Origin of the sequence: Thiemannella venezuelensis (assembly GCF_014203605.1) — a bacterium.
GTDB classification, from domain to species: Bacteria; Actinomycetota; Actinomycetes; order Streptosporangiales; family Streptosporangiaceae; genus Planomonospora_A; species Planomonospora_A venezuelensis.
Genome location: NZ_JACHJJ010000004.1, coordinates 276,081 through 301,139, shown reverse-complemented (window position 1 = coordinate 301,139; position 25,059 = coordinate 276,081). Strand labels below are relative to the sequence as shown.

The window sequence follows — 25,059 nt, the reverse complement described above, 5'->3', positions numbered from 1 at the left end:
TGTGCTTCCCTTCGATCGCATGCCGACTTCTGCGATCTCATATCAGACTCCTACGTCACGCCGGTCGAAGGCGAGGATCGCGGTGAGCAGCAGCACGACGGTCGCCCCGGCCAGCACAAGGTAGTCCCCCACCGGGAAGCCCTGGTAGAGGGGCCGGCCGTCCAGGTAGTAGTGGAACGGCGAGACCCACCGCAGCCAGGAGATCGCGTCCACGTTCCTGCCCATGGTCTCCACGATGTAGCCGCCGACCGCGACCACCCCGACGACCGCCATCGCCGGCCCCCTGCGCCCGGTGGCCGCGCCGACCGCGAGGGAGAGAGCGCCGAAGAACAGGCCGAGCAGGAAGACGCCGGTGTGCGCCGCCAGGATCCGGCCGGAGGCGACGTCCATGTCGACGGCGGCGGACAGCGCCCAGGCGAACAGGAACGTCGCGGCCGCGACGCCGAGCAGGCCGAGGGCCAGCGCGGCGAAGCGCTCGAAGACCAGCCGCCTGCGGTCGACCGGGAGCGTGACGGTCAGCTCCAGCGTGCCGGTCTCCTCCGGCTGCGCGATCGCCCGGTTGCCCAGGATCGCCGCGCACACGACGAACAGCATCGGCCCGAAGAGCTGGTAGACCACGCTGTGCAGGTAGCCGACCCCGGAGGTGAAGTCCTGCATGCCGCCCATCAGGTCGCGCATCGCCCCGGGGAACTTGGCCAGGGCCTGCGGGCCGTAGATCTCCTGGTTCTGGGAGATGTTCGGGTAGAACGAGAGGTACAGCCCGAAGAACGCCCCGATGCCGACCGTCCAGCGGACCAGTGACCTGCGGTAGTCCCGCAGGCCCTTAGACACCAGCGCGGGCATGGCGCCCCTCCTCTTCTTCGCTCTCGCTGTAGTAGGTCAGGAAGATCTCTTCCAGGTCGGGCTCGGCGCTGACCAGATGCACCACGGTGAACCTCGCCGCCGCCTTGACCAGTGCGTCGGGCCGGCCGTCGATCGTGCAGCTCACCGAGGCCCCCTCCACCCTCAGGTCCCGCACGCCCGGCAGTCCCTCGAAGTCCTCCCGGGGCACCGGGGCGTCGAAGTGCAGCTCGATCCGGCGCACCGCCTTCTCCCGCAGGGCCGCGACGTCCTCGACCGCGACCAGCCGGCCGCTCCGGACGATGCCGACCCGGTCGGCGACGTTCTCCACCTCGGCCAGCACGTGGGAGGACATCAGCACGGTCCGCCCGCTGCCGCGCACCTCGCGGACCATCGCGAGGAACTCCTGCTGGACCAGCGGGTCCAGGCCGCCGGTCGGCTCGTCGAGGATCAGGAACTCCGGCTCGTGCATGAAGGCCTGGATCAGCCCGACCTTCTGCTTGTTGCCCTTGGAGAGCCTGCCCATCGGCACCGAGAGGTCGGCGTCCAGCCGATCGGCGAGCACCGCGATCCGGTCCCGGGACACGCCGCCCCGGACGCGGCCGAGGAAGGCGAGGTACTCGCTCGCCTTCTCCCTGCCCTCCAGGGCCAGCTCCCCCGGCAGGTACCCGATCCGGCCCCGCACGGCGGGATCCCGGGGGTCCGTCCCCAGCACGCTCATCCGACCCCGGGTGGGCCGGATGACGTCGAGGAGGAGCCGGATGGTGGTCGTCTTGCCGGCGCCGTTCGGGCCGAGGTACCCGAACACCTCTCCGGGGCGGATCTCCAGGTCGAGATCTTCCAGCCCCCGGCGCCTGCCGTAGAACTTCGTGAGTCCCTCGGTCTCAACTACCGCTGTCATGCCCCGATGGTGCTCCCCCGCCGGACCTCCGGACCATGACCTGTTCCCGACACTTGGTCCCGCGCCCGTTTCCCGCTTCCGGAAACGTCCCGCCTCCCGGCGGGGTGCCGTGCGCGGACGGCCGGGAGGGCGGACGCGCCGAGCCGCCGGTCCCCGGCGTGTCAGCCGTGGTGCCAGGGACGGTCGGCGGCGGTGGCGCGGGGGCGGGCGGCCACGGCGATGCCGTAGGCCGCGCGGGGCGCGTGGTCGTCGACCGGGCCGAGGTAGGCGTGACCCGTCAGGTGGCACCAGGCGGGCAGGTCGATCGGCGCGGCCGGATCGGCGGCGATCAGGTGCACGACGGTTCCGGGGGCGAGGTCCCCGGTCAGGCGGCGCAGCTCCATCAGCAGCTGCACGCACCGCCGGTCCCCGCCGTCCAGCACGACCGGCCCGCCGCCGGCGGACCCGCTCACGACGCGACCGGCAGCTCTGCCAGGCGCCATTCCAGCATGCCGTCGGCCAGGCGCGCCGCGTTCCGGCCGCGGGCGGTCAGCTCCCGCACCGCCTCGTGCGCCATGACGCAGTAGGCGCCCCGGCAGTAGGCGACGATCCGCCCGTCGGCAGGCAGGTCGGCCAGCCGGTCGGCCAGCCGCTCCAGCGGGACCGACAGGGCCCCGGGGATGTGCCCGGCGGCGTACTCCTCGACCGGGCGCACGTCGACGACGGTGACGTCCCCGGCCTGGATGCGCGCCAGCAGCTCCTCGCGGCTCGGACCGCGGTCTCCACCGTCACCAGTCCGGGGAGAGGCCGGACATGCGGCGGAGGTACTCGTCCTCGTCGATCTCGCCGGCCGCGTAGCGGCGCCTGAGGATCTCCCGGGGGTCGTCGAGGACGGCCCTGCGCCTGCTGCGGGAGGTGTGGACCACGAGCGCGACGCCGAGGACCACCGCGGCGACCACGGCGATGACGAAGAGGACCAGGACCAGCCGGGTGATCATCTTTCACCGTCCATATCCCCATTCTGCGAAAAATTCGGGGCTTCGTGGAGGGGACCGCCCGGCGGCAGGACCGGAAGACCCTGAGGCGCTCCGCCTTCCAGGAGGCGGAGCAGGGCATCGGTGTCGACGTTCCGCTCGATCAGGTCGCCGAGGGCGTCCAGCCGCTCCTCGCGCAGCGCGGCGAAGCAGGTCCCCGGCGCGGGCGTGAAGTCGCGGCCGGCGGCGGCGGCCGCCTCACGCAGGAAGGCACGGCGGAAGTCATCGTTCTCCAGCGCCCCGTGCCAGGTGGTGCCCCAGACGGTCCCCTCCCGGCAACCGTCCAGGAAGGGGGTGCCGCCCTCGGCGGTCACCACGCCGTGGTGGATCTCGTAGGCGGCGACGCGGCAGCCGTACGCGCTGCCGACCGGGCGGCCCAGCGTCTTGTCCGCGGCGAACTCCACCGTCGCGGGCAGCAGCCCGAGCCCTTCGACCCGTCCGGCCCCCGACTCGACGTCGTCGTGGATGCTCCGGGCGAGCATCTGGTAGCCGCCGCAGATGCCCAGGACGACCCGGCCGGGCAGGGCGTCCGCCAGGCCGGTGGCCCGCAGCCAGGCCAGGTCGGCGACCGTGGCCCGGGAGCCGGGCAGGACCACCAGGTCGGCGTCGTCGAGTTCCGCCGGGGAGGTCACGAAGCGCACGACCACCCCGGGCTCGGAGGCCAGGGCGTCGACGTCGGTGAAGTTGGAGATGCGCGGCAGCCTGACCACGGCCACGCGCAGGGTCTGCCTGCCGTACGGCGTGCGCGCCGGGGCGGCGGGCCGGTTGTCCAGGGCGAGGGAGTCCTCGACGTCGAGCCAGAGGCCGTCCAGCCAGGGCAGCACGCCGTACACCTCCCGGCCCGTCAGATCCCTGATCATGTCGAGACCGGGTTCGAGGAGCTCGCGCGCGCCCCGGAACTTGTTGACCACGAATCCGGCGACCAGCGCCTGGTCGGCGGGCTCCAGCAGCGCCACCGTCCCGTACAGCGAGGCGAAGACGCCGCCGCGGTCGATGTCGCCGACCACGACGACCGGCAGGTCCGCGGCGCGGGCCAGGCCCATGTTGGCGATGTCGCCCCGGCGCAGGTTGATCTCCGCGGGGCTGCCCGCGCCCTCGCAGACCACCACGTCGTAGCGGTCCCGCAGCCGCTCCAGCGCGCCCACCGCGATCTCCCGCAGGTGCTCCTTGACCTGCCAGTACTCCATCGCGTCGACGTCGGCCAGCGGCCTGCCCATGACCACGACCTGGCTGCGCCGGTCGCTGCCCGGCTTGAGCAGGATCGGGTTCATGTCGGCGCTCGGCTCCAGCCCGCAGGCGGCGGCCTGCATCGCCTGGGCCCGGCCGATCTCGGCGCCGTCGGCGGTGACGAAGGAGTTGAGCGACATGTTCTGCGCCTTGTACGGAGCGACCTTCACCCCCCGCCGGGCCAGCCAGCGGCAGATCCCCGCGGTGACGACGCTCTTGCCCGCGTCGGAGGTCGTCCCGGCGACCAGCAGTGCGCCTCTCATGCCTTCTCTCCCCCGCTCCCGCCGGTCACCGCCCATCGGCGCCGGGCTCCGCCGCGCCCCGGCCGGGAAGCATCCGGGCGCCGGGGCACCGGGCCCGGCGGCACGCCCGCGCACCGCCGTGACCCGTCGTCCGTGCGGAGCGCCGTCCCTCACGCCGAGCGGCGGTCCCTCATGCCGGGCGGCGGTCGCGCACGCCGAGCGCGACGAGGACGGCGAGTCCCGCAGCGGCGAACCCTACCGCGCGCGCCAGCCGCACCGAACGCCGGATGTCCCGTACCTCCGGCTTGCGCCCGTCGCCCATCTCCGGCCGGTGCTCGACGCGGCTGCCGTAGACGTTCGTGCCGCCGAGCGTGACGTCCAGCGCCCCGGCGAACGCCGCCTCGCACCGGCCCGCGTTGGGACTGGGGTGGCGGTGGCCGTCCCGGCGCAGCACGGCCGCCGCCCGTCTCGCCGAGCCGCCCGCGACGGGGGCGGCGAGGACGGTGAGCAGGCCGGTGAGCCGGGCCGGCACGGCGTTGGCGACGTCGTCGAGGCGGGCGGCGGCCCAGCCGAACCGCGTGTAGCGGGCGTCGCGGTGGCCGACCATGGCGTCGAGCGTGTTGACCGCCCGGTAGGCCAGCAGCCCCGGCACCCCGGCCACCGCGCCCCACAGCAGCGGCGCGACCACGGCGTCGGAGGTGTTCTCCGCAATCGACTCGACCGTCGCCCTGGCGAGCCCGGCCTCCTCCAGGTGGGACGGGTCCCGGCCGCACAGGTGCGGCAGCCGCCCGCGCGCCCCGGCCAGGTCTCCGGACTCCAGGAAGGCCGCCATGGCCGCGCCCTCGCGGCCGAGCGTGGTCCCGCCCAGCACCGACCAGGTCGCCACGGCGCTCACCGCGCCCCGGGCGAGCGGGTGCCGGACCCGGCCCGCGGCGACGCCGAGCAGCGCCGCGGAGCCGACGCAGAGTGCGACGTGGGCGGCGCCGTTGGCGCGGGCGTCGCCGTACAGCCTCTTCTCCAGGGCGGCGGCGGCCCGGCCGAACAGCGCGACCGGGTGCCCGCGGCGCGGGTCGGCGAGGAGCGCGTCGAGGGCGACCCCGGCGAGCATCCCGAGGGCGTGGGCGTAACCGGACGGACCGGCGCCGGAGCGGCCGGGTCCGGGACGGACGTTCCTAGACGAGATGGGCATGGAGCTCATCCTGGTGGATGTCGAGCCAGGCCCCGGCCCGGCGGATGCGCGTCCCGGCGCCCTCGGCCCACATGCGGGCCCAGCCGCCTCCGGAGGCGGCCCTGGTGCGCATGGCGATGTAGGAGCGGCTGAAGCGCAGCCGGGCCAGGTCGAGGAGGCGGCGGCGGTCGCGGGGCGCGAGGCCGTACGCGTCGCAGAACAGCCGCAGCCGGGGGCCGACGGGCAGGTCGCGCTGGAGGGGGTCCAGGTCCACCGGGTCGGCCAGGGGCGCCCAGTGGCGCAGGGTGGTCACGACGTCGAAGAGCCGGGTCGTCGGCCGGGCCAGGTCGAAGTCGATGAACGCGTACGGCAGGCCGTCGCGGAAGATCACGTTGTCGAGGTTGACGTCGCAGTGCCCGACCAGCTCGGGGGCCCGGTCGTCGTTGGAGCCGTTCTCCCAGACCGCCTGCCGGGGCGGCAGGAAGGACGCGGCGGCGTCGTGGAAGCGGCGCAGCAGCCCGGCGAGGGCGGCCAGCGCCTCGTCGGTCACCGCGTACGCCGGGAGCGGGCGGAGACCGGACTCGCCCTCCAGGTAGGTCAGGACCTCCCGGCCCTGCTCGTCGAGGCCCACCACCCGGGGAGCGCCGTCGAAGCCCTGCGCCTCCAGATGCCGGAGCAGCGCGTGCACGGACGGCGTGGACGGACGGGTCGGCCTGCGCACGGTGTCGCCGACGCGCATCACCCCGTCCGTCACGTCACCGCCCAGCAGGGGGATCTCCTCGTGGACCGTGGCGACGAACATGCCAATTGAGCCTAGACCGGTCCGCCCGGTGGTCGTGACCGTTCGGGCGGACCGGTATGTCCCTTACAGGGACTTCTGGTAGGAGCCGAAGGCCCGGGTGCCCAGGTATCCCAGGACGAGCGCGACGGCGGCCAGGGCGCCGAGGCGGCCCCAGACCGTCCCCCAGTCGGGCGAGGCGGACAGGGCCTCGCGGGAGGCGACGACCGCCCAGTCCACCGGGTTGTAGGCCGAGAGGGTCCGGATCCAGTCCGGGGCCGCCTGCTGGGCCATGATCGCACTGGAGAGGAACATCAGCGGCAGCGTCAGGAACTGCGAGAGCCCGATCAGCGCCTCCCTGGTCCGCAGCAGCAGCCCGAACGCGTTCGACATCGAGCAGAACGCCGCGATCAGCAGCGTCGACGCCAGGAGGGTGACGAGGATCCCGGACGGCCCGCCGGGGTAGTCCGCTCCGGCCAGCCGGCCGACCGTGATCACGATGACCCCCTGCACGAGCAGGGAGAGACCGTGGTAGGCGAGCGAGCCGATGATGATCGCACCCCGCCGGACCGGGGTGGTGAGCATCCGGTCCATGATCCCCCGCTCCATCATCTCGACGAAGGCGACGCCGCTCCACGCCCCGGTGAAGATCGCGTTCATCACGACCACTCCCGGGACGAGGAAGTCGGTGTAGTTGATCCCCGCGAAGCCGGGGAGTTCGACGACCCGTTGGAAGAGCTGGCCGAACATGAGCAGCCAGATCATCGGCTGAACCAGCATGAACAGCATGTAGACCGGCTGACGCCAGAGCACCTTGACCGACTGGGCGGTGAAGTGCCAGGAGTGGGCGAGGAGGGAGCCCTTCGCCCGGACGGCGGTCCCGCCCCGTGGCACGGTCATGGTCGTCATGCCGCCTCCTCCTCGAAGGTCCGGCCCGTGTGGCGCAGGTAGACGTCGTCCAGCGAGGGCCGGGCCACGGTGATCGCCCCGACCCTCACCCCCGCCGCGTCCAGCGCGGCCAGCACGAGCGGTACGGCCGCCGCCCCGTCGTCGACCCGGGCCCGCAGGCGCCGCCCCGACACGGTGACCTCCCGCGCGCCCGGGACACGGCCCAGCGCCCGCTCGGCCTCCGCGAGGCTCTCGGTACCGGCGAGATCGGCCACGATCGCATCGCCGCGCAGCTCGTTCTTGAGCGCGTCCGGGCTGCCGGCGGCCACGACCCTGCCCCGGTCCACGATCGCCAGCGTGGCGGCGAGCCGGTCGGCCTCCTCCAGGTAGTGCGTGGTGAGCAGGATCGTCAGCCCCTCGTCGGCGGCCAGTCCGGCGATCTCCGCCCACAGCGCGGCCCGGGCCTCCGGGTCCAGGCCGGTGGTCGGCTCGTCGAGGAAGAGCACCCGCGGGCGGTGGATGAGGCCCATGGCGACGTCGAGCTTGCGCTGCATACCGCCGGAGTAGGTGCGGGCGGGGCGGTCGGCGGCCTCGGCGAGGCCGAACCTGGCCAGGAGCTCGTCGGTACGCCGCCGCAGGTCGCGGCGGGGCAGGCCGTACAGGGCGCCGTGCAGGACCAGGTTCTCCCGGCCGGTCGTGGCGGGGTCCACGCTGATCTTCTGCGTGACGCAGCCGATCGCCAGCCGCACCTGATCCTGACTTCTCATGACATCGAGGCCTGCGACGGTGGCGGTCCCGTCGTCGGGCCGCGACAGGGTGGTGAGGATCCTCACCGCGGTCGACTTGCCCGCGCCGTTGGGACCGAGGAGCCCGAAGATCGTGCCTGTCGGCACCTCGAAGCTCAGCCCGTCCAGCGCGCGGACCTTGCCGTACGTCTTGACCAGGCGCTCCGCCTGGATGGCATGGTGCATCGTGTTTCCTCCACATCGGGATGTGCGGAGGCGCGAGCCGGCGTCTGGCGCCGTTCCGCGGACGGTCCGCCCGCCGTTTTCCGGGACGGGCGCGGAGCCGTATCGTGGAACCGCCTTGTCACGAGGCCGGGTTCCGCCTCCGAGCGGGACCTTCCGGCCCCCGGCGCGGTGTTGCCGCACCCGCCGGGGGCCTCATGCGTGTCAGGGAACTCTGCGCATCAGGGAAAGGGTGCCTCCGAATCGTCACCGCCCGGCGCTCCGGGCACGGACGGCCCGGTGCGCGCGACGCACCGCTCGTGCCAGACCCGCCAGTCGTCCAGCCCCTCGAGTGTGCCCTCGCGGAGCTCGTCGAGCAGGCCTCTCACCCAGCCGAGCTCAGCCCGGCGGAGCATCATCACATACTCCCCCTCGATGAGAAGCAGGCGGGGAAAGTCATGCTTGGCCGCCAGCTCCCGCAGCGCCTCCTCCATGTGGAGCTGCTGCTCCAGCCGGAGCACGCGCTCCTCCAGCAGGCTCATCACGTCGTCGGGCGAGAGCACCCCGATCAGCGACAACCCCGCCTCGAAGGAGGTGTACTCCCTCGCAGGCATGCTGATCAGCTCGCTGAGCCAGTCGTACAGTTCCAGCCTGCCCGGTTCCGTGATCGTGTAGACGGTCCGCTCGGGCCGCCTGCCCTCGCGGACGACCTCCGTCGCCTCGATCAGGCCACGCTTCACCAGGCTCTCCACGACCGAGTACAGCGAGCCGTAGTTGAGCTTGATGCTCTCCTCCTTGCGCCGGGCGCGCATGGTCGAGGCCATCTCGTAGGGATGCATCGGCCGCTCGAACAGGAGCGCCAGCACCGCCAGCGCCAGCGGATTGCCGCGTCCGCGCGTCATGAGCCACTTCCCCTCGAATACTCGATTTCGAGTATTCGGCAACTTGCGATGCATCGCAAGACCCATTCCGGTGCTTCTCGAAAATCCGATGCCGCACCGGTCCTCCGCCGAGGTCTCAGCGACCTTCCTCGCCGCCGCACCCGGCGGCGGCCGCCGGCCGCATCCCTGCCGGATCACCGGGGCCGGTCGTGAGGAGTGATCCTGGTCACGTTCCACAGAACGGCGGAGCCGTACGGAGGCGGACCCGGTTGACCAGCGCGGATGCCACCCGCCCGGCCGGAGAGCGCACCGGTCGGCGGGACACCGGCCCGCTCCGGGCGACACGGAAGGAAAACCGATGCATGGGCACTCCCAGGATCATGCACAATTAGGCAGGAGCGCCCTTAGCTCAGCTGGATAGAGCACCGGACTTCTAATCCGACGGTCGCAGGTTCGAATCCTGCAGGGCGCGCTTTTGACCTGCGGAAACTTTCGCCGTGCCCGCAAACCGCCACGATGTGGGGCTGGCCTGGGGCAGATGTGAGTCAGACTCTCCGATCACGGCCGAGAGCCGCCGCGGCGGTCAGCACCAGCCGAGCCGTCTCCTGAGCCGCCTCGTGGGCGATCACCGGTAGCACCGAGACATAGGTGTCGGCGGTGAGCACGATGCTGGCATGCCCGAGCATCGCCTGGACCACCTTGAGATCGGTGTGCGCCGCCAGCACCAGTGTCGCGGCGCCGTGCCGCAGATCGTGCAGCCGGATCGGGGGAAGCCCCGAGGCCGTCACCAGTCTGCGGAACCGACCCGTGAGGTAGTCCGGCCGCAACGGTGCCCCCTCGGTCGTGGTGAATACATACCCCGATTCCTTCCAGCGCGGTCCCGCGGCCTCGCCCTGCTGCTCCTGGCGCTCCCGGTGACAGGTCAGCACCCGCACCGTCTCCTTGTCCAGGGCCACCACCCGGCAACTGGCGGCGCTTTTGGGCGGGCACACCACCACCCGGCCTTCGGCGTGCACCCGCTGCTGAGCCACGGTCAACTCCGCGGCCTCCAGCTCGACGTCCGTCCAACGCAGCCCAGCCACCTCCCCGCGCCGCAGGCCGCGCAGCGCGGCCAGCCACCAGGCGGCGTACAGGTGATCCTGCGCCACTCCGGTCAGGAAGATCGCAAGCTGTCGTTTGGTCCAGACCGCCACCGCCGGACGCTCCCCCTCCTGCCGCCACCGAGCCGTCCGCCCCGCGGTCCACACCACCGGATGCGGCCGCCGGGGTCGATGGAGCTCGGCTCCGGTGGCGGGATTGGTCGGAATCAGCCCGGCCCGCACCGCCGCGTTCAACGCGGCCCGCAACGTGGCGTGGATGCGCACCACGGTCGCCGGCGACAACCGGTGTCCCGCCGGTGAGCGATGCGCCCCCAGGGCCGCGAGCATCCCGCTGACGTCCCGGACCGTCAGCGCCCGCAGGCGGATCCGGCCCACGTGCGGAATGAGGTGAAGACGGAGGTGGGTGGCATATCCCTGCCGGGTCGACGGCCGCGCAGCGGTCTTGGTCGTCAGCCACCGCGCCAACCACTGGCCCACCGTGCATCCGGCGCCCATGACATCGCCGTCGGCGGCGATCAAGGCTCTGCCGGCGGCCTCCGCTTCCTCACGGTCGACATGCCCGCCCTGGCGGACCCGCTGCCGCTCTCCGTCCAGGCCCCGTATCCGAACCGCGAAGTACCAGCTGCCGTGATCGTCGTCCTGCAGCAGACGTGGACAGTTCGCCCCGCGCTGGCGTCCGGTGCGGGATTCGACACAGCCGCATCGCCTGCTGACCTTCACGTGGTTCTTTGCCATCTGCTCGCCTCCGCACCTTCAATGTGCATCGCGCCAGGCGCCTCAACCAGGCCAGAAGTCGACGAAAAATCGAACTCTAGCACCCATTACCTACCATTCCCCCTGCTTCGCCTGCTGCGGAAGATGTCAAACCCACCATCGCAACGGCGCAAGGGGCCGCTTCCCGATGAGAGGATAGTTAGCGGCCCCTAGGCACTCGCTGAAGAGCAGGTGAAGTGTGCGCAAGGACAAAACCGTGGTCGTGATCACTCCTATGAATCTGGAGTACAAGGCTATGCGCGCACGACTTATGGACCTCCGGCAGCAATGGCACCTGGAGGGCACATCCTTCGAAACGGGAATGATACCCGGGACACCCTGGCAGGTAGTGATAATGCTGGCAGGCGAGGGGAATGTGAACACTGCGGTATTAGCTGAACGAGCCATCACCTCGTTTAATCCGCGAGCGTTGCTCGTCGTTGGCATTGCTGGAGGCCTCAAGGACGACATCGACCTCGGTGATGTCGTGGTGGCGACGTGGGTGCACGGCTATCACGGCGGGAAAGAGGAGAGTGAGGAGTTTCGGGCAAGGCCGCGCGGCTGGGGTGCAGCACACTTTTTGGAACAAGTGGCACGGATGGTAGATGTGCGAGGTGAGTGGGCAACTCTCCTACCCTCACCAGCTAATCCGAAAGTGCATTTCAAGCCGATCGCGGCGGGCGAGGTTGTACTCAATTCTCGTAGCTCAACGCTCGCCGTCCAGCTACGGAAGAACTATGACGATGCGGCGGCCATTGAGATGGAAAGCGCTGGCGCTGGAATCGCAGCGCACCTCAACACGTCGCTACCTGTCCTTACAATTCGGGGGATCAGCGATAAGGCCGACGGGGAGAAACATCTCAGCGATGCAAAAGGACTCCAACCTCAGGCGGCATCCCATGCCGCCGCTTTCGCCACTGCATTCCTCAAAGACCTGGCAGAAGCCGAGGATGCCATGCGCTCGAACTCTCCGGTACATAATTCCGGATCAAACTCCGAAATGAACGGTAAGGCCACCTGGAGGCCACTGGACGAAGCCTTACCGACCTTCTGGCTATCCGAACTCAACCTCGGGAACTCAAGCATGTCAGCCGCAATAGAACTGCACGTCATTCCAGCCGATCAAACCCTACGGATGGAGGCCCGGAGGCTGAGCGCACTCAACAACGAACTTGCGGCCTTGGGTCGAGCAGAGCAACTATTCGCAGTAGCTGAGGGATTGAGGATTGAGGATCCCGCAATGGTCATCGCACCGTCCGGAAGCGGACTGGCGGTCACTCGTGATGGTCAGCGCTCCGCCTGGCAATCGCTACCGAAGGACATGCTGGGTGCTGTGCTCGACCCGATAGACCTCGTCGGCCGCTTGACAGCCCTGCTGACGCTACTTGCCAAAGTGGAGGTGCCGATTTCCATGGAGGTAGGCGTCGCGGTTGGCCTCACACGCACCTTCGCAATCGCGGAAGGCCGCGTCTCGGACCTTCCCCGGACGAGCGCCCCCCTTCGGATATCATCGACACCCGTACGCGTACCGGCCGACGATGTCCTCCCTTTCCCGCACCTCGCTTCTAACCCTCAAGATATTGCCGAAGAAATGTGCGCTCGGCTACTACAAGCCTTTCGCAGGATAGGTCGGTGATTCGTTCTTACTACACTATCCTGACTCCCATAGATGATTGATCATTTGAAAGGGGGGGAATCTCGCTCGATCGCAGCAACGGCGGTATCAACAGCGACGCGGACCCTCTCCGATAGAGGGCTGCGGGGCGACCAACTTCAGGAAAGCGGCGCTCCCCCGTGGGCTCGAGAAACCCTTCTGCTCGGGTCATCTTTCTACGGAAGTTGCTGGGATCGAGCTTGAATCCCCACACGGCTTCATAGATGCGACGCAAATCGCCGACGGTGAACGGTTCGGGGCAGAAAGCCGCCGCCACCGTCGTATGTTCAAGCTGTGATCTCGCTCTTTCCAGTCCGTCGCGCAGTATCGCTGCATGGTCGAAGGCCAACGCCATGCCGCCATCCAGGGCGGATGAGATCGGCGTCCAGTACGCTCTCGCGGCATCCGTGCCAGCAGCCGGGAACGGCAGGTCAGATCCGAGCGCCAGATATGCCACCGTGATGACCCTGCCTCGCGGATCGCGTTCCGGATCGCTGTAAGCGTGCAACTGCTCCAGATGCAGTCTGCGTCCGTCGAGCGCAGTCTCCTCCAAGAGCTCTCGTAGTGCTGCCTCATCCAAGGTTTCACCGTCGCGGACGAAGCCTCCGGGCAAAGCAGCGGATCCCCGATATGGCTCATTGCCGCGTTCGACCAGCAGAACCTGGAGCTGGTCCTGCCGGACGGTGAAGATCACGAGATCCACTGTCACAGTAACCGGCGCGGCTGGGCGTCGACCGGATCTTTCCACCACCAGGCCACTCTAGCTAAAGGTCACCTTGACTCAAAACGGTAGGCGGCTTATGGTCAGTTAGACCTGAATTGGGCTAGGAGGACGGCATGGTCCGATCCTGGGTGGCGCGAGATGAGCACGGCGGCGCCTTCAGAGAAGATGCCTCCACTCGACACCTGTGCGCGGGCACGTACCGCGACCGCGACTTTCGCCGCGTCATTCTTCGCCACGTGCACAACGACACGAGCCGCCTAGTCGCTCCGTCCTACGGCTTCGACCTCGTCCCCGTCGTCAGGCACGCATGGCGGGCATGGTTCCTGGAGACGGCACAGCATCTATGCGTCCTGGCAGTACTCGCAATCGGCTTCGCCACCAACCCGCCGGCCGCGCTCACCGGTGTCAGCGGACTCGGATTCTGGTACCTCTTCCGTCTGGCGGCCAGGAGCACTCGAGTCGTGCTTCCGCTCCACGCCAAGGCCGCGATGGACAGATGGCTGCGGCGAACACGGTGGAGAAGTGAATCAGACGAACTACGGCAGCACACACGCCTTCTCCGTCTCAGCGGCTTCGGATGCGCCGTCCTGTCCCTGATGCCCTTCATGGTCGCCGGGTTCTCCCGCGTTCCACTGAGCGAGATGACGCAGTCGACGGTGCTCCTCGTGTCGCTGCTCGTCATCGTGGTGGGGGGCAGGCACGCGGTTCAGCAGTGGTGTCTCAATCACATGCATCGGGCGGCGTCGCTGCGGCCGCGGAAGCTCACCCTTCGCCAACAAACGATCGACGATCAGCAATCCCATCCTTATGTGGTCTATCGCAGACCCTCGCCACTAGAGCCTGAAACGCAACCAGGAGACTTCACCTTCGAACTGCTTGACGAAGACCAGAGCCCGTTCGTAGGAAGCGGCGAACTCGTGCACCGATGGCTTCCTCCACTGACCATCCAGCTCTTCCGATCACTCAACGCCAGAGACAATCCCACTGGGCACACGCCCATGGAGGAGCTGGAGCACGCGACACCGCGTTTCCAGGCTCACGAACTCATCGCTCACCTGCACAAGGCCATGACACCCATGGGGGACCCCGACGATCCAAACGGGCTGCGCGGGTTCAGAATCAACGATCGGCTGTATATCGCCGAAGCCGATGTGCCGCCCCACCCTGAGTGGCTCAGGAAACGTCCGAGCCAGAGCGAGATCGACAAGACCATCGACGATCCCTACAACACATCTCACCACTTCCTGGAAATCAGCACCAGCGCCACCGGTGAATTGGTCACCACGGTCTTCCTCCGAGTAACCGTCAAGGGGCGAGCGCTCAGCCTCGATTTCGCCGCCTGCGCGCTGACTCGCACTCCCGTCGAGTACCAGTGGCTCAACGGCTTCGCGGAGAGCGGCGCAAGCGCAGTCATCCGCTCTACGGTGCGCGGACTGTTCAGCCTTCCTACCGAAGTCTCAGACGTATGGCGGCTCACCGAAGCTCCCCTACTCCTGATCGGTGCTGTGCGCGCCCGCAAAAATCGCATGCTCAAACCTCGACGCGGGATGGCCATCGGTGCCCAAGTGAGCATCCGCGAGGAGAAATCCACGCCATGGAAGCACGCACAACTGGACGAGGTCACGATTCATGACCATATGAAGCTCATCGAACAGCGTCTGCTCAAGGCCACCGAGGACTTCCTCGAATCCCGAGAGATCGACACCTCCACGTTCAAGAAGAGGGCAACCAGCATCATCAACACAGGCGTGCTCAACATGGGCGGGAAGACCGAGATCAAACAGTCTGCGGTAGGTACCAACGCACAGGTCCGCGCAGACACTCGCGAGTCCGACACGAGCAGTGGACAGGCTCCGACAAATGAAGGAGACCAGCAATGAGCGGCAACAGTGGCATCGCTAATTACGGAGGATCCATGGAGATCAGCCAGTCCGCGGTCGGGCACGGAGCGAAAGTTACCGTAGCGGCAAGTGACCAAGAGAAGAGATTGCACGCCAGACGCGCCGACGTAGGAGTGATCACCATCCTCGGCAAGGAGGCGAGCGCGGTTCACGCAGTACTGGACCTGCAGCGCGCCCAGACCGGCGATCTTCCCTTCTTCGAGGGAACCGTGAACGTCCGGGGTACCGTCACTCGAGTCGCCGCTATCCGTGCCCTGTCTCAGGGGCAGCGATCAACCGTCGTGGCCTTCGACCACTTACGGCGGCACTACAACCCGGCCATCATTGTGCTGGCCGGGATCGGTGGTGGCATCCACGCTGACACCGCTCTCGGCGATGTCGTCGTGACCACCAGAGTCGTCTACTACGACCTGCGCAAGGAGACTCCAGAGGGGCGAAAGCGCAGAGGTGAGGAGCGAGAAGCCCCATCCGCGGTCGGTCATGCCATCAACTCTTTTTTCACCGATTACGGTGAGCCGGCCAGATTCCAGATCACCGACGACGAAGGCGTCACACGTGACTACCGAGTGCACGCTGGACCGATCGGATCGGGTGACGCCGTGATCGCGGATGCGGAGTCGGAAATCATCCGATACCTGAAAGCCTTCAACGACAAGATCCTCGCCGTTGACATGGAGGCTGGTGGCCTCACCCAGGCATTTCATGAGCAGGACGGGTCTCAGGCCGTACGTGGCTGGATTGTCGTGCGCGGAATTTCCGATGACGCCAGTCCGCGCAAGAACGACGATTACCACGATATCGCCGCCCGACACGCGGCAACGGTCCTACGCAACCTGCTTCCCTATCTCCGAGTCGACAGGGTGTGAGACTTCAGCTCCCTTATCCGGCCTTCAACGAAGGAGACAGGCGTGGATGCGTTCGTGCTTGGGGTGGTGAGTTCTCTTCTGGCGACCGCGCTCACCATCGCGGGAAGCTGGGCATTCTCCACGCGTTCCCGCCAATGGCCAGTCGCGCTCCTGTCCCGAGTGACTGGTTTAGGAGTCCGATACGTCTTTCCGCGCCAACGACTGGCCGCTCAGCAGCTGGCGGCCGAGTTGGCGCGCGCACGATGGGTACGCGTTCTGGCGGGACGCGGCAACGAGCTGACACGCGATGGGTTCGCCAGCGTCTGGGAGGATGCGGGCAGGCGATTGGAATCTGTCCAGGTCCTCCTGCCCGATGTCGATCTCGGCTCTGACTCCTGGCTCGCCAGACGAGAGGCGGAGATACGTCGTGTGGATTTGGGTTTCTCCCCTGGGCTACTCACTGAACAGGTACGCACCAATGCCGCGTATGTGAGTGAGGTGGCGCGCCATCACGAAAACGTCTTGCTGAGGTTCTATAACCTGCCCAACGTGCATCGCATCGTCATCACCGACAACGTCGCCTACCTGACCATGTACCGGCAGACAGAACACGGTCGCAACTCCCCATGCGTTGTCGCACGCCGCCCTGGCTTGATGTACGACTACGCATTACTCCTGTTCGCGACTGCCTGGGACCACAGTCGCCCAGCAGAGTGATCACAGAACATCATGCACGCACCCGGGAAATCCGAATGCCGTGTCCAACGCGCTCGGTGTGTGCTCGCATGCCCCGGAATCCATCATTAGCGCCGGGCACAACCCGGCAGCAAATCCGAATAGATCGGAGACGAAACATCATCAAGCGACAGCCAGAACCCCAGAACAGTCATGACGAACACATAGATGATCTTTCTTCTAATCCGACGGTCGCAGGTTCGAATCCTGCAGGGCGCGCAACCGAGACCAGGTCATTCGCTGTCTGACCTGGTCTTTTCCATGTCACCGGCCCGGGCCTCCCCTGCCGCCGCAGGCAGCCGTACGCCACTGGTCGCGGAATTCCCGCGGCCCCGCTTTCCCCGGTGGCGCCGGGGGTTCCGGCACTGCGCGGAACCATTCCGGGCCTTCGCAGGCATGGTCCGTGACATCCCGGTATGGCACCATCTAGACCATGACGATCAGAAAGGCCGATGCCGCGTAGACGGCCCGGCGCCCTGCGCGTACACCCGTGGGCGGACCGCCGAAGGTACCGCCCAGCTTCCAGGATTCCCGGCCTGTCCAGCCGGACCAGTGCGGCCATCGCCCGCATCGAACTCCAGAACCGCTATCTGGGACCCGGGTCCGTCACGGCGGCCTTCGTCGAGTATCGACGGTTCCTCCGCCGGCCCGGCCGCTACCTCTACCTGCCCGAACCCGACTGCCCCTGCTGCGATCCGACAGAGGCCCGCGACACCCTGGAATACGCCCTGCGGCGCCTCCGGCACTCGGCCAGGGCGGAGTTCTCGCGGCTCGTGACGAGACTGGACGAGGAGTTCTACCGCCGTACTCTCCCCGACCCCCGACCATGCCGGTGGCCGGGAGCCTTCAACGGATGGTGGTACCACCGCCTCTACGAACGGTGATCGATCCATGCACGGCGAAGGGTCCGGTGCGAACCGAGACCCTGAGCTTGTTCCGCTTTAACGGACACCTTTGGTGTGGTGGTCAGGCCGCGACAGCGGCCTCGTAAGCGGCAGGGCTGACGTAGCCCAGACTGCTGTGCAGCCGATGCAGGTTGTACCAGTCCTTGGGAGTTGCCTCGGTTCAGTAGACACGTCAGGGCTTGCGGCTACGCGGCAGCACAGTCGCCCACAAACGCGCTTGGGCGCGTGCCGGCGCTCGCACTCGGCCGGCCTCACCCGCATCGCAGCCTCAGATCGACCCGCAGGTCAAGCACCCTACGGCGATTTTCGAAGCGGTACAGCCGGTTGGTGACCGACCTGAGCCGACCGATCCTCCCGGACAAATGTTTGCACTGCATACTTGGGGCTAATATAAGCACTGTAAACATTGGTTTCGGGAGACCTGTCGCCCAGGCTTCGCCCGAGAACCTCCCGCCGACACAGGAGACGAGCACCATGAAAGCGATCACGATCAAGGAGCCGGGTGGCCCGGAGGTGCTGGAGTGGACCGAGGTCGACGATCCGGCGCCCGCGACCGGCGAGGTGGTCATCGACGTGGTCGCCACCGCGCTGAACGGCGCCGATGTCGCCCAGCGGCTGGGGCTGTATCCCGTGCCTCCGGGCGCCTCGCCCTATCCGGGGCTGGAGGTGTCGGGCCGGATCAGCGCCTTGGGCGAAGGGGTGAGCGGCTGGCAGGTGGGCCAGGAGGTGTGCGCGCTGCTGACGGGCGGCGGGTATGCGCAAAAAGTCGCCGTGCCCGCCGGGCAGCTGCTGGCCGTACCCAAGGGGGTCGGACTGGTCGAAGCCGCAGCGCTGCCGGAGGCTGCGGCGACGGTGTGGTCCAACGTGGTCATGACCGCGCGGCTGGCCGAGGGCGAGACCTTCCTCGTGCACGGCGGGGCCGGAGGGGTCGGGACGATGGCGCTCCAGATCGCCAAGGCGCTGGGGGCGCGCGTCGTCACCACCGTGAGCGGTGCCGACAAGACCGCTCGTGTGCGGGAGCTCGGCGCCGAGGTGACGATCGACTACCGCGGGGAGGACTTCGCCGACTTCGGCCCTTATGACGTGATCCTGGACGTCATCGGCGGGCAGTACCTGGAGCGCAACGTGCAGTCCCTGGCCCTCGACGGGCGGCTGGTCATCATCGGCATGCAGGGCGGCTTCGAGGGCAGGCTCGATCTCGTCGAGCTGGTCTTCAAGCGGAAGTCGGTGTTCGGCACCACGTTGCGTTCACGGTCCGGCGAGCAGAAGGCCGAGATCGTCGCGGCGCTGCAGGAGCACGTCTGGCCCATGATCGAGGCCGGTGCGGTTCGGCCGATCATCGACCAGGTCCTGCCCATGTCCCAGGCCGCCCGCGCGCACCAGCTCATGGCGGACTCCCAGCACGTCGGCAAGATCCTGCTGGTCAACGAGTAGGTCCACCGCCGTCGGCAGCCCCGTCCGGCACGGCCGGCTCGGCTTCGTGGACCTGCTGGCCGCCCTCAAGAACGACAGCCTCGACTCCTCCAGGACCATCCGGTTCGACGTCGTCACCGAAGGCCAGATCTCCCTGCACATGCCCGTCCCCTTCTCGGTACCGAGCCGAAGCCGGGAGCCGGGAACCCATCATGATCACCGGTCGTGCGCCCCAGCCGACCGCCGACTTGCCGGTCTCCACGCCCGCCGAGGTCGAGGACGCCTTCATCCGTGCCCGCGTTGCCTTTTTCCGGCGTCCCTGATCGGCCCTCAAGGACAGGCGGTCAGAGCACCAGATCGTCGTGTTCGTCGAAGATCCAACCGTCTTCGTAGAGCACCTCGAACAGGTGCCCGTCGGGATCGGCGAAGTATCCGCTGTGTCCCCAGGGATTCGGGCCGGCCGGGCGGGTGACGGTGGCGCCCAACTCGGCGGCCTTGGCCATGACCTGGTACACCTCCTCGGCGCTGCGGGCCACATATGCCAGGGCGAATCCGGCGAAGCCACCCGGCTGACGGTCGGGTAGACCGGCGTCGGCCGCGAAGGCTTCCCGGGACTGAAACGCGACCGCGACCCCACCTAACTCGAACAACGCGAACTCGTCCGAGCCTGCCGTGGATCTTCGCCAGCCCAGTTCCTGGTAGAACGCGACCGAGGCGGCGACATCGCGCACACCGAGCAGAATCAGATTGAGTCGCTGCCGCATGTCTTCCTCCTGGGAACCGGCGTCCGGCACGTCATCCTGCCATCTCCGGCCGCCACCACCACGACCAGCCCTATCAACCCTTTCCGGTGTACTTGGTCTGCCCCCATCGGGGACGCGCTGATGGACGGCGCCGACTACCTGATGTTCACCGGCTCAACCGCCGGCGAACGCCGGATCGCCCGCGAGGCCGGTGAAGGCTCATCGGCGCGTCCCTGGAGCACGGCGGCAAGAACGCCATGATCGTCCTCGACGACGCCGGCCTCGAGCGGGCCGCCGACGTCACCCCGGACATGGCGCTGTACGAGCAGGAGACCTTCGGCCCCGTCGTCGCCGTCTGCTCCTTCCGCGACGACGCGGAGGCGATCACGCCGGCCAACGCCTCGCCGTACGGTCTGAATGCCGGCCTCTGGTCCCGCAGCGCGGTCCGGGGCCGCGCGCGCCGGTACCCGTCAACGTCAACGAGGCCTTCGCCGCCGCGTGGGGCAGCATCGACGCGACGATGGGCGGGATGGGCGACTCAGGGCTCGGCCGCCGCCACGGCGCCGCCGGAATCCTCAAGCACACCGAGCCGCAGACCGTGGCCACCGGCGCCTGCTCGGGTTCTCCCCGCCCGCTCGAATCTCACCCGCCACCTGGGCGGCCCTCGTCACCGGCACGCTGAAGCTCCTGAAGGCGCCGGCGCCCGCTGAGGGAGTCCGCGGCCGGTGCCCGGATCGGTCGAGTCGCCTCCCAGGAGCAGGCCGGTGCCTCGGGGCATGCCACGCCGGTACCATTGTGTGCACTGCATACATCCGCTGTGGACCCGCCGCCCCGTGAAGGAGTGTTCCGTGTCGCGAACCGGCGTCCCGTATCACCACGGCGATCTGCGCGCCGCCTGCCTGCGCGCCGCGCGGGAACTGCTGGAGGAGGACGGCGGCGCCGGGCTGTCGCTGCGGGCGGTGGCGCGCCGGGCCGGCGTGTCGCCCACGGCCCCCTACCGCCACTTCGCCGACCGTGACGTGCTCGTCTCCGCGGTCGCGGCCCAGGGCTACCGCGAACTCACCGAGCACCTCGCCGCCGCCCATCGCGCGCCCCGGACCACTGACGATCTCGCCGAGATCGCGGTCGCCTACGTCCGCTTCGCCGTCGAACGTCCTGCGATGTTCAAGGTCATGTTCGCCGAGCCCTGCGACCCGACCAGCGAGGAGCGCGCCGCCGCGATCGCCGCCATCTCCGGCTACCTCCACGACATCGTGCGCAGCGCCTTCCCCTCCCGTGAAACCGAGCCCCTGGCGAACGCGATCTGGGCGCTGGTCCACGGTCTGGCCTTCCTCCACCTCGACGGGAAGTTCGACACCTCCACACCGCAACAGGCCGCCGACCGCGTCCGCTCCGCCATCCACGCGCTGCTGCCCCCAGCCTCCACGACTCCCTAGTGCTGTGACCGGAAACGATCACCGGGTCGGTGCGCAGGACGTCCCGGCCGGTCGGATGGGTGCTGATCACGTTCGATCAGCACCCAGGAGGCCGGATGACGCGACCGGTCAAGGTCCGCACGCTCACCGACCGAGAAGGACGGAAGCTGCAGCGGATCGTGCGACGGGGCACGACCAGCACGGTCCTGCACCGCTTCACAATCCATCGCGTAGGGCTTGAGCCGGGGATTCTCCGGAGCGGCTACGCGGCTCGGTGGTACTCGTCGATCAGCCCGCCGAGCACCTTCCGGCGTTCGATCCGGCCTTCCAGCGGGACGGCGGTCCGCTCGTCGTGATCGGGTGGCCGCTGCGCGCGGGACTGGTGCGGCCGGTGGCCGTTGCAGTGATCGGCGTACCCGGCCAGTGCCGAGCGCAGGTGCCGTTCGTTGGAGATCAGCGTGCGGTCGGTGCACTCGGCCCGTACGGTGCGCACCCACCGCCCCGCATAGCAGCCGGCCCGCGGCGTGCGCGACGGGAGCTTCACCACCGTCACGCCCTCACTGGCGAAGACCTCGTCGAAGACGCCGGTGAGCTTGGCATCCCGGTCGCGGATGAGCAAATGGAAGGACCTGACCCGGCCGCCGGGGTCCACGAGCAGGTCGCGGTCCTGCTGGGCCGTCCAGACTCCGGTGGGGTGGGCGGTCACACCGAGGAGGTGCACGCGCCGAGTGGTGACTTCCGTGACGAACGGCACGCACAGGCGTCTCAAGAAGATCCTGTCGACGCGGAAGAAGTCGGCGGCCGGCAGTCCTTTCGCCTGGACGCGCAGGAAGGTCCTCCACGAGGTGTCGGCATCTCGGAGAGCCGGGCCAACCCGTCGGCGCCGGAGGATCCGCCGTACGGTCGCTTCGCTTACGCGGTAGCCGAGCCGGATGAGTTCACCGTGCATCCGGCGATATCCCCAGGCCGGGTTTTCGGCTTCGGCCGGGCGACCTGACGCCGCAGCACCGCCGCCTCATGTCGCAGCATCATGATCTCGACGTCCTTGCCGCCTCGCTTCGGCCCGGCAGCGCCAGCCGGCCGGACACCCGGAGCGCGATCAGGTAGAGGAGACGGACAGGCACAAGAACCGATCGTGCCTGAGCCGCCGTGCCGGGTCGATTCGCAGGCCAAACGCCCCCTGCGGCGACTCACGACCGCCGCGCCGTACCCAACCAGCTCGCCGCACCGGGGTCCGCACCGCCGCCCGGAAGGTCGCTCCGACCACCGGCCCCGACCGCTACGCGGCGCCTACGGCGTCCTTCGGATCGACGCCGGCCGCTCCGCTCCACGCAGGCAAGCAAAAGCCGCCACGGACTACCGGACTCGAACCGGCTCATCCCTGCAAGGGGCGTTAGCGCGAAGCTAGTAACGAACTTTCCCATTCGCATTTGCCCGTGGCGGCACCCGAAGGATAGGCCACCGAAAGCAGTGGTTGGAAAACCTGCCTCCGGCGGGGGCCTCGGCTCCGGGATGATCGCGATTACCGAGCCGACGACCGTAAATGGCCGAGGAAGCCTGATCGTCCCGCCCGCCACGTCCCAGGCAGGGTCCAGCAGCCCGACTCCTCCGGCCCAAGCCCGTCTGTGATCGTTGGCGTCCAATGATCGAGGAACGGCTACCGGTGAACGGACACGCCGAGACGGGCTTGATCCTCCCTCGTCGGCCCGTTGCCCTTCGGGCGGGACGAGGCAGACGGGAAGATCAGGCAGGGGGGAATGTGCGGGTTCCCGCCGGGTGGATCCGTGCCCGCTGCGTGCCCGTCAGAAGGGTCACTCACGGGGAATCACACGGAACCACGGAGAACGCGATCAGCCGCATGACCGGCGCCGCAGCAGGTCACATGATCCCGTACCGCAGTCTTCCAAACTGGCTGCCAGTGGCCGCGGTCGGTCATTTCGTCGATCACGTCCGACCAGTTCTCCATCACGTCGCATGCCGGCCAGGACGGATTCGTCTCCCTGCGCCATGTGAGATGAACGATCGCCCAGCCCTGCCGATCAAGCAACTTGAACAACACGTCGTCACACGTTCCGCAGCAAGCTACGGCCTCCACTTTCTGCCCGACCATGGGATGCTGATCGCTGCCGCACTCATGCGCCAACTCGTTTTCCAGCACCCGACCCCGCTCTTGGTCTGTGAGGCGATACCAGGGGCCGGGTAGATCATCGGTTTCCTAGGGCACAGAGCCATCCTGGCAGGAGGGAGACGGGCCGGGTTGCCGAGATCTTCGGCCGCGGAGCCCGATTCCAAGATCCGGAACATGTGCGGATCACTTCCGGCGCACCAGGCCAGAGTATCCAGTGACCATCCAGGTCAGAGGAATCGGCAGGACATAAGAAGCCTTCCTCTTTTAATCTTCAGGTTCAATCTCCGGAGTCGGCATCCTGCGGTTGGTTATCCCGCCTCCCACGGAGCCGCTCTGCTCAGGCACGGCATCGACTACATCATCCGGCCGAGCCGTCCTGCACCGGAACCCGCTCCACCAGGTATCGGGCGAGGTCGAGCAGGTGCGGTAGGCACAGTACCCGGCCGCCGCTGCCGGGCAGCGGGACGTGCAGCGGCTCCGTCCAGCGGACCGGGATCGCGCCGAGGCCGTAGACGGCACCGGCCAGGCCGCCGGTGACCGCGGCGACGGTGTCGGTGTCCCCGCCCAGGTCGACCGCGGCCCGGAGTGCGTCCTCGAAGGCGGAGGTGACGCGCACCGCCCACACCGCCGAGCCCAGGCAGGGCCAGACGGCGCCGTTGAACTCGGTCGCCTGATCCGGATGCCAGGCCGGGTCCAGGACGACGGCGTAGCGCTCCCGGTGCTCCGGATCGACGGCGGCGAGGATGTCCGGCAGGACCTCCAGCGAGTCGGCGCCGTCCAGGGCGAGGCGCACCAGCTCGTGGAAGATCGCGGTGCCCTCCCACGCCGCCGGATCGCCGTGGGTGAGCGCGGCCAGGCGGCGACCGGCCTCCATCGTGGCCTGCCGTCCGTCACGGGCGAAGTACACCGCCGATGTGGCGGCCCGCATGAGTGCGCCGTTGCCGGCGGCCCGGTGGCTGCTGCGGAAGTGGGCGTCAGCGGCCCGGTCCCACGGCAGGCCGCGACTCAGCACGTCCTCGGTCTGCACCCCGATGTCCTTGGGGTCGTCGGCCGCCCACCGCTGAAACCGGGCGAACACGTCCGCCGGGTCCAATCCCCCGCGCTCCAGCAGCGACTCCGCGACATGCACGGCCATCTGCGTGTCGTCGGTGGCCTCACCGGCCTCCCAGCCACCGCCCGCATGCATCTCTCCCCCGGCACCCGGCACCGGGAACCGAGCGGAGAACGCCCCCGCCGGACCGAACTCGAACGGAGCACCCAGCGCGTCTCCCACCGCCGAGCCGGCGACCGCACCGGCGGCACGCTCCAGACGATCCATGGCAGGAGACTACCGACAGTGAGGGAGAATCACGCCGCAGCGGCAGACCGCATCGGCCGGGCTGCCGATATCACTGCGATGGGGCCTCGGAGCCGTGACCGTGTCTCTCCTCTTCGAAGTGACGACTCCATGCCCCTGGCGGGGCGTTCCAGGCGCAGCCGCCCTATGCAGAGTTCTAGTTATGTCAGTGAATCCGCGGATGACCATGCAGGTTCAGGCGATCCTGCGCGTGTTCCTCAGCGATCCCGCGCAGCGGCGCTACGGACTGGAGTTGTGCGAGGCGACCGAGTTGCCCAGCGGTACGGTCTACCCCGTCCTGGCCCGCCTGGAGCAGATCGGCTGGCTCAACAGCCACTGGGAAGAGCCCGACACGCACGTGGACGCGGGCAGGCCCCGCCGCCGCTACTACACGATCACCCCTGACGGCACCGAGAAGAGCCGTGACGCGATCACCCGGGCCTACGCCGCCCGCCGCCGGCCCGCCCCGGGCTGGCTCCACCGTCCCAGTACGGCAGGAGATGCCTCATGACCCGAGACGCC

At 68.5% G+C, this 25,059-nt stretch carries 26 protein-coding genes and 1 tRNA gene; 10 read left to right on the top strand and 17 right to left on the bottom strand.

Annotation, left to right across the window (positions count from 1 at the left end; all coding sequences use genetic code 11):
• Positions 1 to 42: 42 nt before the first annotated feature.
• From FHS22_RS09055 to FHS22_RS09005, 11 genes are all read right to left on the bottom strand, one after another.
• Positions 43 to 843, bottom strand: coding sequence for an ABC transporter permease subunit (locus tag FHS22_RS09055; RefSeq protein WP_184940071.1), 801 nt, complete (start codon positions 841 to 843; stop codon positions 43 to 45).
• Positions 824 to 1,741 carry an ABC transporter ATP-binding protein gene (locus FHS22_RS09050; RefSeq protein WP_184940070.1) on the bottom strand — a complete coding sequence of 306 codons (918 nt, stop codon included), beginning with the start codon at positions 1,739 to 1,741 and terminating at the stop codon, positions 824 to 826. Before FHS22_RS09050 ends, FHS22_RS09055 begins: the two co-directional genes overlap by 20 nt.
• Before the next feature lie 161 nt (positions 1,742 to 1,902).
• A complete protein-coding gene (locus FHS22_RS09045; RefSeq protein ID WP_338047669.1) occupies positions 1,903 to 2,193 on the bottom strand; it encodes a sulfurtransferase TusA family protein in 291 nt (96 codons plus the stop codon).
• A complete protein-coding gene (locus tag FHS22_RS09040; RefSeq protein ID WP_260407806.1) occupies positions 2,190 to 2,474 on the bottom strand; it encodes a rhodanese-like domain-containing protein in 285 nt (94 codons plus the stop codon). The genes FHS22_RS09045 and FHS22_RS09040 overlap by 4 nt, the downstream gene beginning before the upstream one ends.
• Positions 2,475 to 2,508: 34 nt before the next feature.
• On the bottom strand, positions 2,509 to 2,718 hold the full coding sequence (locus tag FHS22_RS09035; protein WP_184940067.1) for an SHOCT domain-containing protein: 210 nt from the start codon (positions 2,716 to 2,718) through the stop codon (positions 2,509 to 2,511).
• Entirely contained in the window at positions 2,715 to 4,244 is a 1,530-nt protein-coding gene (locus tag FHS22_RS09030; protein ID WP_184940065.1) for a cobyric acid synthase, read from the bottom strand. Before FHS22_RS09030 ends, FHS22_RS09035 begins: the two co-directional genes overlap by 4 nt.
• Positions 4,245 to 4,413: 169 nt before the next feature.
• Complete coding sequence (locus tag FHS22_RS09025) at positions 4,414 to 5,412, bottom strand: cobalamin biosynthesis protein (protein WP_184940064.1); 999 nt, start codon at positions 5,410 to 5,412, stop codon at positions 4,414 to 4,416.
• Positions 5,396 to 6,193 carry a phosphotransferase gene (locus tag FHS22_RS09020; RefSeq protein WP_184940062.1) on the bottom strand — a complete coding sequence of 266 codons (798 nt, stop codon included), beginning with the start codon at positions 6,191 to 6,193 and terminating at the stop codon, positions 5,396 to 5,398. Before FHS22_RS09020 ends, FHS22_RS09025 begins: the two co-directional genes overlap by 17 nt.
• A 63-nt stretch (positions 6,194 to 6,256) precedes the next feature.
• A complete protein-coding gene (locus FHS22_RS09015) occupies positions 6,257 to 7,078 on the bottom strand; it encodes an ABC transporter permease (RefSeq protein WP_221473408.1) in 822 nt (273 codons plus the stop codon).
• Positions 7,075 to 8,028 (bottom strand): ATP-binding cassette domain-containing protein, encoded by a 954-nt coding sequence (locus FHS22_RS09010; RefSeq protein ID WP_184940060.1) that lies wholly within the window; start codon positions 8,026 to 8,028, stop codon positions 7,075 to 7,077. Before FHS22_RS09010 ends, FHS22_RS09015 begins: the two co-directional genes overlap by 4 nt.
• A 218-nt stretch (positions 8,029 to 8,246) precedes the next feature.
• A complete protein-coding gene (locus tag FHS22_RS09005) occupies positions 8,247 to 8,906 on the bottom strand; it encodes a PadR family transcriptional regulator (protein WP_184940058.1) in 660 nt (219 codons plus the stop codon).
• Positions 8,907 to 9,283: 377 nt separating this feature from the next.
• Between FHS22_RS09005 and FHS22_RS09000 the strand changes: the two genes are divergently transcribed.
• A tRNA-Arg gene (locus tag FHS22_RS09000) sits at positions 9,284 to 9,357 on the top strand.
• Positions 9,358 to 9,430: 73 nt separating this feature from the next.
• Here the strand turns inward: FHS22_RS09000 and FHS22_RS08995 are convergent.
• The gene (locus FHS22_RS08995; RefSeq protein WP_184940056.1) at positions 9,431 to 10,720 is read right to left on the bottom strand and encodes a tyrosine-type recombinase/integrase; all 1,290 of its coding nucleotides are present in this window, start codon (positions 10,718 to 10,720) and stop codon (positions 9,431 to 9,433) included.
• 217 nt (positions 10,721 to 10,937) lie between these two features.
• Here FHS22_RS08995 and FHS22_RS08990 point away from each other — a divergent pair, with 217 nt between their 5' ends.
• Entirely contained in the window at positions 10,938 to 12,374 is a 1,437-nt protein-coding gene (locus FHS22_RS08990) for a 5'-methylthioadenosine/S-adenosylhomocysteine nucleosidase (RefSeq protein WP_184940055.1), read from the top strand.
• A 10-nt stretch (positions 12,375 to 12,384) separates the two neighbouring features.
• Here FHS22_RS08990 and FHS22_RS08985 read toward each other — a convergent pair whose 3' ends face one another.
• Positions 12,385 to 13,086, bottom strand: coding sequence for an NUDIX hydrolase (locus FHS22_RS08985; RefSeq protein ID WP_338047668.1), 702 nt, complete (start codon positions 13,084 to 13,086; stop codon positions 12,385 to 12,387).
• Between the two features lie 143 nt (positions 13,087 to 13,229).
• Between FHS22_RS08985 and FHS22_RS08980 the strand changes: the two genes are divergently transcribed.
• The 5 genes from FHS22_RS08980 (at position 13,230) to FHS22_RS08960 (ending at position 18,936) form a co-directional block, all read left to right on the top strand.
• Positions 13,230 to 14,996 carry a hypothetical protein gene (locus tag FHS22_RS08980; RefSeq protein ID WP_184940053.1) on the top strand — a complete coding sequence of 589 codons (1,767 nt, stop codon included), beginning with the start codon at positions 13,230 to 13,232 and terminating at the stop codon, positions 14,994 to 14,996.
• A gap of 35 nt (positions 14,997 to 15,031) precedes the next feature.
• Complete coding sequence (locus tag FHS22_RS08975) at positions 15,032 to 15,883, top strand: 5'-methylthioadenosine/S-adenosylhomocysteine nucleosidase family protein (RefSeq protein ID WP_260407770.1); 852 nt, start codon at positions 15,032 to 15,034, stop codon at positions 15,881 to 15,883.
• Between the two features lie 42 nt (positions 15,884 to 15,925).
• The gene (locus FHS22_RS08970; RefSeq protein WP_184940050.1) at positions 15,926 to 16,579 is read left to right on the top strand and encodes a hypothetical protein; all 654 of its coding nucleotides are present in this window, start codon (positions 15,926 to 15,928) and stop codon (positions 16,577 to 16,579) included.
• Between the two features lie 470 nt (positions 16,580 to 17,049).
• Positions 17,050 to 17,481, top strand: a complete 432-nt coding sequence (locus FHS22_RS08965) for a hypothetical protein (RefSeq protein ID WP_221473407.1) — start codon at positions 17,050 to 17,052, stop codon at positions 17,479 to 17,481.
• A gap of 495 nt (positions 17,482 to 17,976) precedes the next feature.
• Positions 17,977 to 18,936: an NAD(P)H-quinone oxidoreductase gene (locus FHS22_RS08960; protein ID WP_184940048.1), complete on the top strand. Its 960-nt coding sequence runs from the start codon at positions 17,977 to 17,979 to the stop codon at positions 18,934 to 18,936.
• A gap of 323 nt (positions 18,937 to 19,259) precedes the next feature.
• Here FHS22_RS08960 and FHS22_RS08955 read toward each other — a convergent pair whose 3' ends face one another.
• Positions 19,260 to 19,679: a VOC family protein gene (locus tag FHS22_RS08955; protein WP_184940047.1), complete on the bottom strand. Its 420-nt coding sequence runs from the start codon at positions 19,677 to 19,679 to the stop codon at positions 19,260 to 19,262.
• Positions 19,680 to 19,915: 236 nt separating this feature from the next.
• On the opposite strand from FHS22_RS08955, the gene FHS22_RS39185 reads away from it, so the two are divergent.
• Together FHS22_RS39185 and FHS22_RS08945 are read left to right on the top strand one after the other, a co-directional pair.
• Positions 19,916 to 20,368 (top strand): aldehyde dehydrogenase family protein, encoded by a 453-nt coding sequence (locus FHS22_RS39185; protein WP_221473406.1) that lies wholly within the window; start codon positions 19,916 to 19,918, stop codon positions 20,366 to 20,368.
• A 138-nt stretch (positions 20,369 to 20,506) separates the two neighbouring features.
• Positions 20,507 to 21,094: a TetR/AcrR family transcriptional regulator gene (locus FHS22_RS08945; RefSeq protein ID WP_184940045.1), complete on the top strand. Its 588-nt coding sequence runs from the start codon at positions 20,507 to 20,509 to the stop codon at positions 21,092 to 21,094.
• Positions 21,095 to 21,335: 241 nt separating this feature from the next.
• Here the strand turns inward: FHS22_RS08945 and FHS22_RS37270 are convergent, their stop codons facing one another.
• The 3 genes from FHS22_RS37270 to FHS22_RS08930 all read right to left on the bottom strand — a co-directional run bounded on the left by FHS22_RS37270 (position 21,336) and on the right by FHS22_RS08930 (position 24,519).
• Positions 21,336 to 21,794 (bottom strand): integrase core domain-containing protein, encoded by a 459-nt coding sequence (locus tag FHS22_RS37270; RefSeq protein WP_221473404.1) that lies wholly within the window; start codon positions 21,792 to 21,794, stop codon positions 21,336 to 21,338.
• A 1,104-nt stretch (positions 21,795 to 22,898) separates the two neighbouring features.
• A complete protein-coding gene (locus tag FHS22_RS08935) occupies positions 22,899 to 23,231 on the bottom strand; it encodes a hypothetical protein (protein WP_184940043.1) in 333 nt (110 codons plus the stop codon).
• 328 nt (positions 23,232 to 23,559) lie between these two features.
• Positions 23,560 to 24,519, bottom strand: coding sequence for an ADP-ribosylglycohydrolase family protein (locus FHS22_RS08930; RefSeq protein WP_184940041.1), 960 nt, complete (start codon positions 24,517 to 24,519; stop codon positions 23,560 to 23,562).
• Positions 24,520 to 24,718: 199 nt separating this feature from the next.
• On the opposite strand from FHS22_RS08930, the gene FHS22_RS08925 reads away from it, so the two are divergent.
• Positions 24,719 to 25,048 carry a PadR family transcriptional regulator gene (locus FHS22_RS08925; protein WP_184940039.1) on the top strand — a complete coding sequence of 110 codons (330 nt, stop codon included), beginning with the start codon at positions 24,719 to 24,721 and terminating at the stop codon, positions 25,046 to 25,048.
• Positions 25,049 to 25,059: the final 11 nt, after the last annotated feature.